This window comes from Calditrichia bacterium (genome assembly GCA_020634975.1).
GTDB lineage: Bacteria > Calditrichota > Calditrichia > RBG-13-44-9 > J075 > JACKAQ01.
On record JACKAQ010000001.1, the window covers coordinates 1,944,287 to 1,959,220 of the forward strand.

Genomic DNA, 14,934 nt, shown 5'->3' on the forward strand with positions numbered 1-14,934 from the left:
CATGATTTTGCTCTTTACCTTACGCATAAATCCCGTTCATCTCACAGCGAAACGGCTTGATCGTGTAACGATTGGGGTAGAGCATTTCCCGGGTCATTTTTCCGATGTTTTGCAGTCCGTTCAGGTTCAGCCGGTGCGCCAATTTGTTGTTGTTTTCCGGTCGATTGAACGTGCGTTCCACAGCGTCAATGATGCTCTCAGGTGTTAAATCTGCCGGATGGAGCATTTCAACAATGCCCAGATGTTGAAGTTGTCTGGCACGAATCAGTTGTTCGCTCACCGGTTCCACTCGCGGAATAATCAATGCTTTTTTTCCGTAAGCCAACACTTCGCAGGTCGTATTGTAACCGCCCATACAAACCACGGCATCTGCTGCTGCGATGTAGTTTTCTATATTTTTGGTGTATTCCAAAACCTGGATGTTGTTCATTGTAGCAGTTGCCTTTTGGATCCATTCCCGGCGCACGGCGGGCATTTCCGGACCGGTGACAATCAGGCTGTTGTATGCGCTGTTCTGCTGCCCGTTTTTAATGCCGTTGATGTATGCGCTGATCACCGGAAAACCATCGCCGCCACCGCCAACCATTATTAGCGCCATGGGTTTGGTCATGTCCGGAAAAAGGTCGTCAACTATTTGATTTTTTTCAAGTAGCGCAGGTTTAAACAGGTAACCGGTGTAGATAACTTTTCGCAACACACCTTCCGGCATTTGGTAAGCTTCCGCGGCGTCGAACAGCTCCGGGCTCCCGAAAATCCACACCTGATCGTAATATTTTTCGATCATCCCGTAATAGTCGTGCGATTGCCAAATGGGCACGGTTACTTTCGGATCGTCCAGAATATCGCGCAGCCCAAGCACCAATTTTGTGCGGGGCAATTGGTTGCGAACAAACCGGAGTGTGGGCAGCAATTCGCGCTTTACACCGAGCGGTTTTTTATCAACGATAATCAAATCCGGGCGAAAGCTGCGCACAGCAGACAAAATGAGATCGGAACGGATGCGAATCATTTTGTCGACATCAATATTCCGCCAGTATGTTGCAGAAAATTTTTCGGTGCTTTCGCGGGTGATGCAGGGCAGTTTCACATAATCGACATTTTGGGGAATGCGCATCGAATGGATCATCGGCGAACCGGTGAGCAGCATGATCGATGTGTTGGGGTTGGACTTTGTTATTTGATCACAGATGGATAACATTCGGCGGATATTGCCCAGTCCATAGGCATCGTGCGAGTAGATGAGGATGCGTTTTTGGGAATAACGGGTCATCGCTGAGCTCCTTTTCAAAAAATAAGTGCAGCTTAAAAAACATGTAAATAATTTTAGTGAATTATATCGATAGAGCCGATTAGACGAGGGCGATCAGCTATTCTTGAAACTTTTCTAACGCTTCGAAAATTGACCTGTTAGCTAAGGTAACCCAAGGGTTAGGAAAATACTTCGATGCGTTGTGACCACATATCCCCTCGTCTAATCCTCTATTAGTTGTTAGCTCAATTTGATAATTTCTTCGCGAATGGCGGCTACTTCTTTTTCTGCATTGAGATTGAGAAATAGTTGCATTGCTGATTCGAATTCTTTTTTTGCTGAACTTTTTCTGCCTTTTTCAAATAACATCCGTGCGTATTCCCAGCGTGATTCCGCTTCGCCGAGCGGATTTTCAAATTTGCGGGTCAGTTGGATACTCTTTTTGAAATGCGCAGTTGCGACTTCCCATTCCCTGCGATAGCTGTAAATAACGCCGAGGAATTTGTAAACATCCGCTTCGCCGAGTTTATCATCCAAATCCAGAAATGAACGGAGCGCCTGTTTGGCGAGTGCTTCTGCCAATTTCATATCGCCGATGGCGATGGTTAACTCAACACGATTCAATTTTACCAGCGCCTGCAACCGCATGTCGCCGGTTTCTTTGGCGAACTGCAAACTTTTTTGATAATGCAGGCTGGCATCGGCATGGCGATTGGCATCCGCATACGTCATCCCGATGTTGTGATGTGTTTCAGCCAAGCCACGCAGATCACCGGTTTTTTCGCAAAGCGGCAAACATTCGCTATATAGCGCGAGTGCTGTTTCCCATTTTCCGCGAACATTTGCAGCGGTGCCGAGGTTGTTTTTCAATTTAGCGATCAACGAAACATCATTTTCGGTTTCGGCCAATTCCAGCGCCTGCTCCCAACGATATGCTGCATCGGCAATTTCGCCCTGCTCAAATGCATAGTATGCCAATCCGTTCAGGGCTTCGATTTCCGATTTTACCAACCCGCTATTCCGGGCGATAGACAAGCTTTGCTGATAAGCTTTCAGCGCTTCGTTGTTTTTGGATTGCATCAATAATAAATGACCGATCCACAAATGCGCTTCAGAATAACTGGCACCGGCTTTTGCCGTTGCGCTCAGATCGGCAACCCGTTGGAATGCGGCCAACGCTTCATCCCATCCACCCATTTTCTCAAAAGCATGACCCACCCAAAGTTGCAGCTTAATGCGATCTTCGGGTGTTTCCTGAGGAAGCGCATCCACCACTGTTGTTGCGAATTCGCGGAAGCTGTCAAGTTTGTCAGATTCCGGAGTTTCGCTTAACAGTTGATCTGCAAATTGTTGTAATTGAGCCAAACGGGTTTCCATGGATTGCGGAATTGCTTTGGCATCGCTGAGCCACAGAGTAAATTCAGTCCGGAAGTTGCCGGAAGCTGAAGGGCTGTTTTTTTTGCGATTATTTGTTGCCAAAACTATTTTCCAATCGATCTAAACTATTAATATTAATTCAGTTAATTGATTTTCAAAAGTTATTGAAACTTGCGAATGGCATAGCGGGAAAAATGATTTGTTTCCCCGATGCATTGTTCGGTTACATCGTCAACGGTTGTGGGAATGGCTTCCCAGCCCAACGGTGTCGAATTCATATACACAACCTTAAACAGTGATTCATCCAAATCGCTGGTCCATGCGTGGTTGAAATCCAACACCAGTTTTACCGGCAAATTGAATTGGATGCCATGCGGACCAAATTCAAACAATAAGGTATCAGAAACAGGCATGGACATGGAGATTTCAACCGATTCGCTGAGTGCGCCGGCGGGCACTTCCAAACGGTGGGATGCATGAAACAAAATTCCACCCTCTGGACCGATAATCGCGGTGCTGACACCGTTTTCAGCATCATCACGACGGCGAACCATCAGAAATTCGGAATCCGGAAACGGGTCTTCTTCGCCGCTTCTGCCGCGACCGCGTTTGGATAATTCTGTGCTACCGCTCATATCCGCTTCTGAAATTGCCAATGGCTGGCTACTTTCGCAAGCTGCGAAAAATGCAATTTCCGATATCAGAAATACGGCTATCGCTATTTTTTTAATCCATTTTGTCTGTTTCATTTTTACATCTCCCGTGGGTTTTGTTTTAGTTTCACCTTAGCTAACAGGTATATAAACAATTAGTGTGCCAACACATATTTTGTATAAAAAAACGCCATAACTCATTGTTTTTAAAAGTTTTATTTAACTCAATTTGATTGTAGCGTTTTGCTACTTTGGAAATTTGAAAAATGCTGTTGTAGCGCAAAACGCTACACTTTTTCGAAACGGCATAATTTTGAATCACTCTGCATCCTCCGGGCCGTCCGGCGACAAGCCGTATTTGACAATTTTGCGATCCAGCCGGGTTCGTGCGATGCGCAGCATTTGGCTGGTTTTCAATTTATTCCAGTTATTCTTTTTCAGCACAGATCGAATGACGATTGCTTCAATTTCGTCAAAACTGATGCCGTTTTCCGGGATATCGATTTCGATATCTGCGCCGGTACGATTTTCCGTGAGCAGCAGCGGCGTTTCCGATTCGATGGCTTCTGCCAGCGCCGTTTTGGTAACGGTATCGCCATCGCTGAGCAGCACGATGCGCTCAATAGTATGGCTGAGTTCCCGAATGTTTCCGGGCCAATCGTAGCTGCGCAACATCGTTGTTGCGTCGTCAGAAAATCCTTTAATGGGGCTGTCATATTCCTTTGCGTACTGTTGCAGAAAATGGTTGGCAATTAACACGATATCGTTGCCGCGATCCCGTAGCGGCGGCAATTGGATGGTTACAACGTTTAACCGGTAATACAAATCGCTGCGGAAGCTGCCTTCGGCAATTGCAGCTTGCAAATCTTTGTTGGTTGCAGCGATGATGCGGCAGTTGATGGGAATTTCTTCTGTGCCACCCACCCGGCGGATTTTCTTTTCTTCCAACGCTTTGAGCAGTTTCACCTGCACGGCAGGGCTAATGTCGCCAATTTCATCGAGAAAAATGGTACCGTTTTGGGCAGCTTCGAACAACCCGATTTTCCGGGTTTTGGCGTCGGTAAATGCTCCTTTTTCATAGCCGAACAGCTCCGATTCCAATAGCGTTTCCGGCAGTGCATTGCAGTTAATTTCCACAAACGGATGAAAATCTTCGAAACATTGATAGTGCAGCGCTTTGGCAATAAGTTCTTTTCCTGTGCCGGTTTCGCCGCGCACCAAAACAGTCACCCATTTGCGATGGGTAACCTTGCGAAGCACCTCGAATACCCGTTGCATCGGTTCGCTGTCGCCAATAATATTGCTGAAATCCAGCTCCGATTTTACACGCCGGTGAAACGCCTGCCCACGATCCAGCTCCGTTTGCGAGTGTTGCAAATCGCGTAAAATATCCGCAAGTTTTTGGGATGCATCCGACATGCGCACAAATTCATTGATGCCGCTGCGAGTGGCTTGCATGATGAGGTTTACGCCGGGATTTTCTGCCAAACCAATCATTTTTAAATCCGGCAGTTCCGATCGCACTTGCCGCAAAAAATCCAGCGGTTCGCATTCTACACAATCAAAATCGATGAGCAGCCAATCCGGTTTTTCGCGCGTTGCTATTGCCAGCGCATTCTCTTTCCGGCTTGATGAAAACATGGCATGGTTGGCAATGTTGTTCAACAATTTTAATTGTGAAAGCTTTTCCGTATCGCCGATATAAAGTGTTTTAAAATTCATGTTTTTATTGGGTTTAGTTGCGCTGTAGTTGAATAGAAACTATTCACGCGTTATTGATTTTTCCCATTTTGCGATGTTGCACAAAAATCCCCGGGCGTCCATTTGGGCATTTTGAATGCGGTTGTCCATCGCCGCCAGTTGCGACGGGATAAACAAAAAAGTGTAGGGCGCATCGTTAATGATTGTTTGCTGAAATTTTCGCCAAATTGGCTTTGAAGCGTTCCGGTCCGCCAGATTTCTGCCCGATTCCAACAGCGAATCGACCGCAGGGTTGCGGTATTTCACAAAATTGTAGCCGTTTTCGATGGCATCCGAATGCCAGAGCGGCGCGGGGTTTACCGAAAAATCCGCATCCCAGGATAACACAACAGCATCGAAATCGGATTGGACAAACACTTTTTCGATGAATAAATGCCATTCCAGCGTTTCGATTTGCGCATCTGCGCCGACGTTCCGGAGTTGGGCTTGGAGCATCACCGCGATATCGCTGCGGAGTTGATTTCCGGCATTCACTGAAATTGTAAACGTGAGCAGCTGACCGTCTTTTTCACGGATGCCGTCACCGTCACTGTCGCGCCAGCCGGCAGCATCCAACTCTGTGCGGGCTGCTGCCGGATCAAATGGAATTGCCGCGAGTGTCGCATCATACGCCCATGCAAACGGCATCAGCGGGCCGGTTGCCGGTTCAGCAAATCCGTTCAGCAATGTGGCGATAATTTCCCGTCGATCTATCGCTTTGCTGAGCGCCAACCGCACATTCTTTTGCAACACCGGATGCGAATTGTTCCATCCGACAAAGGCAAATTCCCGTCCATCGTATCGCTGGGTTACGATATTTTTTTCGCTTTGCAGCGATTGATAAATCTGTGGGGACAGCGAGGAAACCACGTCAATTTCGCCGGTTTTCAGGTGATTTAACAAACTGTTTTCATTAGGGATAACAACAAATGAAACCTGTTTGGTTTTCGGTTTGTGAATTGGGAATTCGGGGTTAGCCAGAAACGTTACAACATCATTTGCTTTCCACGATGCCAACCGGAACGGACCGTTGCTCACCGGGTTTCGGTTGAATGCCGCGGTAGCGATTTCCGCAGCGGGAATTTTCGCCAAAACGTGTTTGGGCAAAATAGGTATTTGGGTATCGAACAGCGCATCCGCATAGGCTTTTTTAAAATGAAAACGCACCACATGCAGGTTTTCTACCACCACGCTATCCACCAGATCAAAACGGCTGGCCGCCGGATATGCCACTGCCGTATCAATCGCCAATTGCCAGGTATATTGCACATCCCATGCGGTGGTCGGCTGCCCGTCGCTCCAGCGAATGTCGTCACGCAGAGAGTAGGTAAGTATTTTGCCATCTTCGCTAAACGCCCAATTTTCTGCGAGATAGGGTTGAAATTCCAGATTTTCGTCGAGCCGGGTCAGGGTGGTAAACAGCATGTGTTGGATTACTTGCAGCGCATCAGAATCCGCCGCGTTCAGCTCATTTAGCGTATCAAAATCGCTGAGAATGCCAATAAAAATCGCATCTTCGACCGGGCGCTGCTGACAGGACAGGAGAAGGATAAGCGATAAAGGAAAAAGGATAAAGTGGATTTTTGAGCGTATTTTATTGAAGTGAAACATATTATGCCTTATGTGATATTTTCAATGTTTACAATTGTTTATCTGCACTGCTGTTTACTACGCCAAATTCAATTTTGGGGATGGCGTTGAGCAGTTTTTTTGTATACATATGCTCTGGTTCGGTGAATAATTTTTCAGTCGTATTTTGCTCGACAATTTTGCCATTTTGCATCACCGCTACGCGATCGGCTATTTGCGAAACCATCGCCAGATCGTGCGAAATGAGCAGCAGCGAAAGATCCATTTCGCGCTTCAGATCGTTGAGCAGCGCCAAAATTTCGCTTTGCAGCGATGCATCCAGCGCCGATGTCGGTTCGTCTGCAATAACCAGCGCAGGCTTGCAGGCAATTGCCCCGGCAATCAACACGCGCTGGCGCATGCCGCCGCTGAGTTGGTGCGGATATGCATGATACAGCGATTCGGCGTTGGATAGCTTCACTTTCGCCAACAAATCCACCGTTGCAGAAAACGCCTTTTTTCGATCAAATTTAAAGTGGTGCCGGTAAATTTCCGCGATTTGCTCACCGACTTTCATCACCGGGTTAAGCGCAGAACCGCTGTCCTGCAAAATCAATCCAATGTGCCTGCCGCGAATGTTGCGCATCTGCTTTTCGGAAAGATTCAGCAAATGTTGATCGTTAAAATAGATTTCACCGGAAATGATTTTTCCGGGAGCGGGAACTAACCGCAAAATGGAAAGCGCAGTGATACTTTTGCCACTACCGGATTCTCCGACCACGGCAAATGTTTCGCCTTTGTTTAGCGAAAAACTGATATCATCAACAGCCGTCAAGATGTTGTTTTTATTGACAAAAGCAGTTGTTAGCGAGCGAATGTCGAGCAACGGATTCATGCGCGTTTCATCCCTTCACCAACGAGGTTTAGCCCGAGCGTTGTAGCGAAAATCGCCATTCCCGGGAAAACTGATAACCACCAGGCATCACCGAGTGCGCTCATGCCGTCGCTCATAATTCCGCCCCAACTGGCGGTTGGCGGCTGAACACCAAGCCCCAAAAAACTGAGGGCAGATTCGATCACAATAATATCTGCAGTGCGTAAAATAATTGCCGCCTGCAGTGTTTTCAGGACGTTGGGCAGCAAGTGCCGGAAAATTACGGACACCGCAGGAATGCCGCTGGCATGCGCCCTGATAACGAACGGTTGCTGCTTTAAAGCGTGAACTTCGGCGCGAACCAGCCGGGCAATATCCATCCATCCCGTGAAAATGAGCACAGCGACAAGCCAAAACAACCCGTTGCCAAACAACGCCATGCAGGTGACCGTCAAAAAAATAACCGGAAACGCCAGCAGCGCATCCACAATTCGCATGAACAGTGCATCCACCCAGCCGCCAAAATAGCCTGCGACTGCGCCATAACTACCGCCGATGACAACCGCGCCAATGACAACTACGGCAGCGATAAACAACGAAATCCTCCCGCCGTGCAGCACCCGCGAAAACACATCGCGACCGAATTTATCAGCACCAAACCAATGTTCCGCCGATGGCGATTGAAACCGGGTTACGGAGGGCGTCGTTTGCACATTCGGGTCAAATGAGCTGATCAAAGGTGCAGCAATCGCCCCAAAAAGCATCAGGCACAGCAGCGCTGCGCCAAAAATGAACGACCGGTTTTTGCTATATTTTTGCATTTATGTTATTTCCACCCTTGGATCAATCCATTTGTATAGCAGGTCTGCCAAAAAATTTCCCGAAATAACCAAAATCGCGGCGATCAGGTTTATTGCCATTACAACAGGAAAATCTTTGGCAAAAACCGCATCGTATGTGATGCGTCCCATACCCGGCCAGGCAAAAACAACTTCAATGATAAATGCACCGCTCAGCAAATACGGCAAATGTAAACCGAGTAGGGTAATCACCGGGAGCATTGCATTCCGCAGTATATGACGAACATAAATGTGGTTAACCGGCAAACCTTTCGCATAAGCTGCCCGAACATAATTTTGCTGAATGATGTGTTGCACATTACCGCGAACATAACGAGCTGTTCCAGCAGCCGTACTCAAACCCAAAACGGCAGCCGGTAATATTAAATGCCGTATTCCATCAATCAATTTTTCCCAATCGGACATTCCGGCGGTTTGTAACGCTATCATCCTTCCGGAAGGCAGCCATCCCAAACTAATACTAAACAACAAGATAGATAGTAATCCCAATCCAAAAACAGGGATGGAATACACAAACAGTGCGATAGTATCTATCCATTTTCCCCATTGGCTTTCCCAATGGATGCCGGAAACCATACCCAAACCAACGCCAACCAAAAAATTAATAAACAGAGCTGTTACAGTTAACAACAGGGTTGCGGGAATAGCAGATGTCAATACATCAGCAACAGGGCGACGTTGTGACCAGGAATAACCCAAATCGCCGTGGATTAATTTTTTACACCAAATGCCAAATTGAATTGGCAGAGGTTTATTCAATCCTAACTGATTGCGCATTTGAGCTAATTGTTGTTTGGATGTGTTAGGGGCAAAATAGCGATTTGTGGCGTCTCCCGGTGACAAATGGAACATCCCAAAATTGACAACACTGATAATAGCTAACAAAATGAGTGAACTGATTAGTTTTATGAATAAACGTTTTAACTTCATATTTAACTACTGTTTTGGAATACGGTTAACTACACAAAAATGCGCTAATATTATAAAACCAAAAATATGTGTATATACAACAAATTAAATGCCAAAAAATATAATTGGGGTTTCATGGGTTAAATACTACTTCTGGGGCAATGAGCAGAATTTTTTTAGCGCATAATTTGCACATGAGGGTCGATGTTGCACATCGTGCCAAAAAGGTATCATATGAAATGGTGTTGCTTGCTGGCGTCTATTTATGTGAAACGTAGCTTCTCAACAGAAACGATATCGATTGTAAACGAAAACGATTCGTGATTCGCAGTGAAAACACAACAGCTAAAAAACATCGAGTGATTTTTTTTCTTTCTTCAACAACTACCGTTTGAAATATGTTGTACCAGTAGCGATTTGTCCAAAATTCTACTGAATGCGCTGTTTGAATTTCACATTTCCGGCAGCGCTTTTTAATTTGCAGAATCTCGGAAAGAGCATCGATTTACCCTACCTAACTGCAATAAAATTCAGAAATTAAATTTTCACTTTGATTTCCTGAAAGCGAACGCCTAAATTTTTTGGCTATCAGTAAATTTGCGTTGCCCCCTTAGCTCAGTAGGATAGAGCATCGGATTCCTAATCCGGGGGTCGCAGGTTCGAATCCTGCAGGGGGCACTTGATTGTTTGTGCTGTAAACTACTATTAAAACTGCATTTAACTACAACAAAGCATCGGATTTTTTGTTGTCAGGAATGCGATTTTAATCTGAAAAAAATTTGGCTGACAAAGGAAAAAGTGTTGTCACATTGTTGTCAGCAGTTGCTACTGGGCGGGGTGTTTTAAGTATGAATTTTTTCTCCTAACCTTTTACCCTATCTCAATTAAGCATGGCATTTAATGCAGATAATCCTTATCCTTTTGCGGGCTAAAATGGATAATCTGGGATTTTTCTTTCCCACCTCTGTTTATCCTTAACAACTTCATAAAAATAAGCAACGTTCGTCATGTCTACTTTTACTCAATTTCCTTCTTTTTTTAAATCCATACAGCGATATCTTACCAATGAATTAATGCGACTCCGGATGAGTGAACATACATTTATGGTCATCGTTGCCGTGCTGATTGGCGTATTGGGTGGATTTGGGGCGATTTTTTTCCGTTTTGCTATTCGTTTTTTCGAGGCAGTGTTTTTTGGGTCATGGGATTATACATTGGACTACGCCCTGCAATTGCCGTGGTATGTAAAATTTTTTGCGCCTGCCGTTGGTGGATTAATTGTCGGTCCAATTGTGTTTTATTTTGCGCGAGAAGCAAAAGGACACGGCGTGCCGGAAGTGATGGAATCAATTGTGCTGCGCGCCGGAGCGATACGCCCGAGGGTGATGTTTGCGAAAGTGGCTGCCTCGGCAGTCAGTATCGGTTCCGGCGGGTCGGTTGGGCGGGAAGGGCCCATCGTGCAAATTGGTTCTGCGCTGGGTTCGGTTATCGGGCAATTGTTCAAGGTTACCGGCACGCGATTGCGCACATTTGTCGCCTGCGGAACCGCAGCAGGTATTGCCGCTACGTTTAATGCACCTATCGCCGGCGCACTTTTCGCGATGGAAGTAATTCTCAGCGATTTCGGTATTTCCCAGTTCAGCCCGATCGTGGTTTCTTCCGTAACAGCTACGGTTATTTCCCGGCATTTTTTGGGCGATTTTTCCGCGTTTATCATTCCACATTACAGCCTGGTCAGCGTTTTCGAAATGATTCCATATGTCATTTTGGGTGTTTTGGCGGCGCTGGTGGCGCTTGCCTTTATCAATATTCTCTATAAAACAGAAGATCTTTTTGAGAAAATTAATATCCCGGGATGGATAAAACCGGTTATCGGTGGGTTCATTATCGGGGGAATTGGTATTTTTTACCCACACATTTTTGGCGTGGGTTACGATACTATTACACTGGCGCTGAACAGCCAATCGGTGTGGTATTTTCTGCTGTTTATGGTATTCCTAAAAGTGGCTGCAACGTCGATCACCATCGGATCCGGCGGGTCCGGCGGGGTTTTTGCACCGTCGTTGTTTATCGGGGCAAATCTTGGGGGATTTGTTGGCAGCATTGTTCATTCGTTGTTTCCTGCAATTACCGCTTCGCCGGGTGCGTATGCGCTGGTTGGTATGGGCGCTGTGGCTGCCGGGGCAATGCATGCGCCCATCACATCAATCCTGATTATTTTTGAATTAACCAACGATTACCGGATTATTTTACCGCTGATGATTTCCTGCATTATCAGCGTTTTAATTACATCGCGATTGAAAAAAGACTCGATTTATACCCTCAAATTGTCGCGCCGGGGAATCAATATTTTTCAGGGGCAAGAGGTTAATGTACTGTCATCACTGAAAGCATCGCAGGTTGTAAAAACAGACTTCGAAAGAATTTACGCCGCCACACCGTTCCGTAAACTGATGGATTTGACGGTTCGCAGCCCTCACCCCAACTTTTTTGTTGTGGATAAAAATGATCATTTATTGGGTGTCATTTCGATTCACGATATTCGCAAAATTATCTATGAATCGGATACGCTGGAGCACATTCTGGTCGCGCACGATCTGCTGATGCCTATTCGACATTATTTTACGCCAAATGACCGGCTCGATATCGTGATGAAAGCATTTGGCGAAATGAATATCGATCAATTGCCGGTGGTGGATGAACAGAATGAAAAGCGGTTGATCGGAACGATATCCAAAAATGATGTGATTGAAATTTACAATCGCCAGGTATTTAAGCGGGACATGGTGACATCTGTTTCCGGCTACATCAGTTCGATGCGCAAATTTAAACAGGTGGAATTGATGGACGGGCAAATTTTATGCGAAATAGAAGTGCCCGGAAAATTTGTTAATAAAACCTTGAAAGAACTAAACTTACGCAAAGATTACGGCGTGGAAGTTGTGCTGATCAAAAAACACTACGACACCGCAAATAAAGAGAAAGAAAAAGTAATTACCTCCAGCCCGGACTACCGCTTCGGTTTGGGCGATTCTCTCCTGATTATGGCAACACAAGAGGGGTTGGATAAAATCAAAAGCAAAAACCGGTATTAGCGATCCGCCATTCCGCAATTCAAAACACCTGGAAATCAAACACCTGATTTTCCCGGCGGGATGTGGGCGTTTGTTTGCCGCCGGTGAGTTTTCGCACCTGTTCGGTCACATATTTGCGCAATTCCGAAACGCGGATTTTTCCGTCCGCATCTGCATCAACCGCATTGTTTTTCAATCCATCGATTACCGAATAAGTGAACACGCCGTTGGCAGTGCCCTGCCCTTCGTATGCGTATTCCGCGCCGCCGGCAGCGGAAATGACCATCGCACCGGAACCGCGACTGAGATTTGCGAACAGCTCCTGCATCAATTGGAATGAATTTTTCAACCCGACTTTTTTCCCGATATTGATTGCCACCGCGCCGCGAAACGAACGGCTGATAACGTTCTGTTCGGTCGCATCTGCGGCTGCCAACACCGTTTCATCGCGATCGACCTCGCCGGAGTGACAGGTGTCCATCAGCAGCAATTTTTTGCGCGCCGGGATGCCGTCCAGCAAGCCTTCCAGCGCGTCGTATGGCAAGCCGCGTTCGGCAGGATTGGCAAAATCGATATCCGTCGTCGCAAAATAATAATTGAGCTGCGCATCCAGTAATCCGTGTCCGGCAATGAACAGAATCACTTCGTCATCAATATTGGATTGCATCAATTTATCGCGCACAGCCAGAATATTTTCGCGGGTGGCGTTTTCATCCAAAATTTGAATTTGGTGGATTTTGTTGAATCGCTCCGGCTGGCTGACGAACAGATTCGTTAAATCGGTGGCATCTTTGGCGGCATATTTCAGGTCAAATTCATCGTTGAGATAATCGGAAACGCCGATGGCGACAACATACAATTCCGGCTTTTCGGTTTTGCCGATGTAGTCAATCGCGATCGTTTCTTTCAGCGATTCAACGCCCTTTGAATTGAGCACGGAAATCTGGATTTTGTTTTCCCCGTCCGACAATTCCAGCGAAATATTTTTCTCGACAGATTGCGCAGACGCGCCCTGCAAACTGATTCCCGGCGTGCCGAAAACCGGCACATCGTTGACAAATACATTCAGCCGGTCCAACGGATAACGGGCATCCGTCGCTTTCACTTTGAACGAAAATTTTTTGTCTTTGGTGGACAACGGGATATCGTCCGAAACGAAGACGATTTCCGGCAACTGCAAATCCGAGCCGAGCATTTCTTCGGTGAAGTTCATTTTTTTCAATCGTTTAAGGTATGCGGCGTGATACGCTTCGATCAACGCTGCATCCGTGTAACCGATGCGCTGCAGCACGATATCCGGGCGATTCAACCGCAAATCGAATTGCTCAAACGGGAACACGCGATTCCCGGTCCGGAAGGAAACACCGCTGAATGCACCGCGCGATGCCATGTAAAAATTGTCCGGCGTCGCGATCACGTAATCGTCCGAATCGATGGCGATCAACCGGACAACTTCCTCACCCGTTGCGGGATTCCAAAGCCGGGTGGTGGCATCTTCGCTGCCGGAAACCAGGAATTTGCCATCGCCGCTGAACACAACGGATGTGACGCCGCTTTCGTGTCCGTTGGCACTGTGCTGCAGGGTGCCGGAATTCGCATCCCACAAATTGATGTTGCCATCCTCGCCGCCGGTAACTACTGTTTGCCCGTCCGCGCTGAAGCACACTGCCGTTATTTTTCCGCTATGTCCACTAATTTGCTGAACTTGCGTGCCGTCCGAAATGCGCCAGACGGTTGCGCTGCCGTTTCCGCCGGTAATGATCCGCTCATCCCGCGCATCAATCGCCAGTGAAAACGCTGTTGCATTTTTAAACTTGCGGATTTCGGCACCGGTATTTACATCCCAAATGCTGCAATGCGATGCGCCGCCAATGGCGATAAATTGCCCGTTTCGGCTGATGGCCATCGCCGTAAAATCCAGCCGGTTCGGTTGGAAACGCAGCAATTCCTGCCCGGTTTGGGCATCCCAAACGATGGCGTTGCCGTCTTCACCGCGCGTCACGGCTGTTTTTCCGTCTGCGCTCAGCGCCACAAAACCGACGCCTTGCTGGAAAACGCTCAAATCCGTGCCGCCGAATTTGCGCGTCCATGATTCGTCGAGCTTTTTGAGCCAGTCAAACCGGCGACCTTCGTGCCCGGAGAGCGTTTGCAGGTTTTTTCCGGAGTCAACCTGCCAGATTTTGGCGACGTTATCCGAGCTGCCGGTGAGCAGCAGTTTCCCGTCTGCGCTGAGTGTTGCATCGCGGATACCCGCATCGTGTCCGGAAAAACTGCCTTTCAGGCGACCGGCGGACAAATCCCAGATTTTTGCGGAATGATCCGAACTGTTTTTCCCGGATGCGATCAAAAATGTGGAGCTCGGCACGGACAGCACATTGTCCACACCGGCGGAATGCCCGTCGAAACGGTTGATTTCCCGGCCGCTGGCGGCATCCCACAATCGCGTGGTGTTGTCCTCGCTGGCGGTCGCGATGTAGCGCCCGTCCGGGCTGATATCCAATGTGCGGATGGCTGCGGAATGCCCAATCAATTTCAGGGCTAACCCGGAATCATCGGGCTCAAATGTCGGCGTACCCGCAACGACAGACGCCAATCGTTTGAGCGAAAACATTCCGCCTTTGCTTTTTTG

General features: G+C 47.3%; 10 protein-coding genes, 1 tRNA gene and 2 pseudogenes. 2 read left to right on the forward strand and 11 right to left on the reverse strand.

The features are described 5' to 3' along the window. Window positions 1-19 precede the first annotated feature (19 nt). From H6629_07865 to H6629_07900, 8 genes are all read right to left on the reverse strand, one after another. Entirely contained in the window at window positions 20-1,270 is a 1,251-nt protein-coding gene (locus H6629_07865) for a glycosyltransferase (protein ID MCB9067710.1), read from the reverse strand. 219 nt (window positions 1,271-1,489) lie between these two features. Then, window positions 1,490-2,728 carry a tetratricopeptide repeat protein gene (locus H6629_07870; GenBank protein ID MCB9067711.1) on the reverse strand — a complete coding sequence of 413 codons (1,239 nt, stop codon included), beginning with the start codon at window positions 2,726-2,728 and terminating at the stop codon, window positions 1,490-1,492. Window positions 2,729-2,787: 59 nt separating this feature from the next. After that, on the reverse strand, window positions 2,788-3,375 hold the full coding sequence (locus tag H6629_07875; GenBank protein ID MCB9067712.1) for a hypothetical protein: 588 nt from the start codon (window positions 3,373-3,375) through the stop codon (window positions 2,788-2,790). A gap of 222 nt (window positions 3,376-3,597) precedes the next feature. Then, window positions 3,598-5,001 (reverse strand): sigma-54-dependent Fis family transcriptional regulator, encoded by a 1,404-nt coding sequence (locus tag H6629_07880; GenBank protein ID MCB9067713.1) that lies wholly within the window; start codon window positions 4,999-5,001, stop codon window positions 3,598-3,600. A 39-nt stretch (window positions 5,002-5,040) separates the two neighbouring features. Beyond that, window positions 5,041-6,630, reverse strand: coding sequence for a hypothetical protein (locus H6629_07885; GenBank protein ID MCB9067714.1), 1,590 nt, complete (start codon window positions 6,628-6,630; stop codon window positions 5,041-5,043). A 28-nt stretch (window positions 6,631-6,658) separates the two neighbouring features. After that, window positions 6,659-7,483, reverse strand: coding sequence for an ABC transporter ATP-binding protein (locus H6629_07890; protein ID MCB9067715.1), 825 nt, complete (start codon window positions 7,481-7,483; stop codon window positions 6,659-6,661). Beyond that, window positions 7,480-8,283, reverse strand: coding sequence for an ABC transporter permease (locus H6629_07895; protein MCB9067716.1), 804 nt, complete (start codon window positions 8,281-8,283; stop codon window positions 7,480-7,482). Before H6629_07895 ends, H6629_07890 begins: the two co-directional genes overlap by 4 nt. Next, on the reverse strand, window positions 8,284-9,207 hold the full coding sequence (locus H6629_07900) for an ABC transporter permease (protein ID MCB9067717.1): 924 nt from the start codon (window positions 9,205-9,207) through the stop codon (window positions 8,284-8,286). A gap of 628 nt (window positions 9,208-9,835) precedes the next feature. On the opposite strand from H6629_07900, the gene H6629_07905 reads away from it, so the two are divergent. Both H6629_07905 and H6629_07910 read left to right on the forward strand, forming a co-directional pair. Then, window positions 9,836-9,909, forward strand: a tRNA-Arg gene (locus tag H6629_07905). 407 nt (window positions 9,910-10,316) lie between these two features. After that, window positions 10,317-12,326, forward strand: coding sequence for a chloride channel protein (locus tag H6629_07910; GenBank protein MCB9067718.1), 2,010 nt, complete (start codon window positions 10,317-10,319; stop codon window positions 12,324-12,326). 19 nt (window positions 12,327-12,345) lie between these two features. Here H6629_07910 and H6629_07915 read toward each other — a convergent pair whose 3' ends face one another. The 3 genes and pseudogenes from H6629_07915 to H6629_07925 all read right to left on the reverse strand — a co-directional run bounded on the left by H6629_07915 (window position 12,346) and on the right by H6629_07925 (window position 14,841). After that, entirely contained in the window at window positions 12,346-13,695 is a 1,350-nt protein-coding gene (locus H6629_07915; protein MCB9067719.1) for a caspase family protein, read from the reverse strand. 207 nt (window positions 13,696-13,902) lie between these two features. Then, a pseudogene (locus tag H6629_07920) lies at window positions 13,903-14,211 on the reverse strand (hypothetical protein). Between the two features lie 267 nt (window positions 14,212-14,478). Next, a pseudogene (locus H6629_07925) lies at window positions 14,479-14,841 on the reverse strand (hypothetical protein). Window positions 14,842-14,934: the final 93 nt, after the last annotated feature.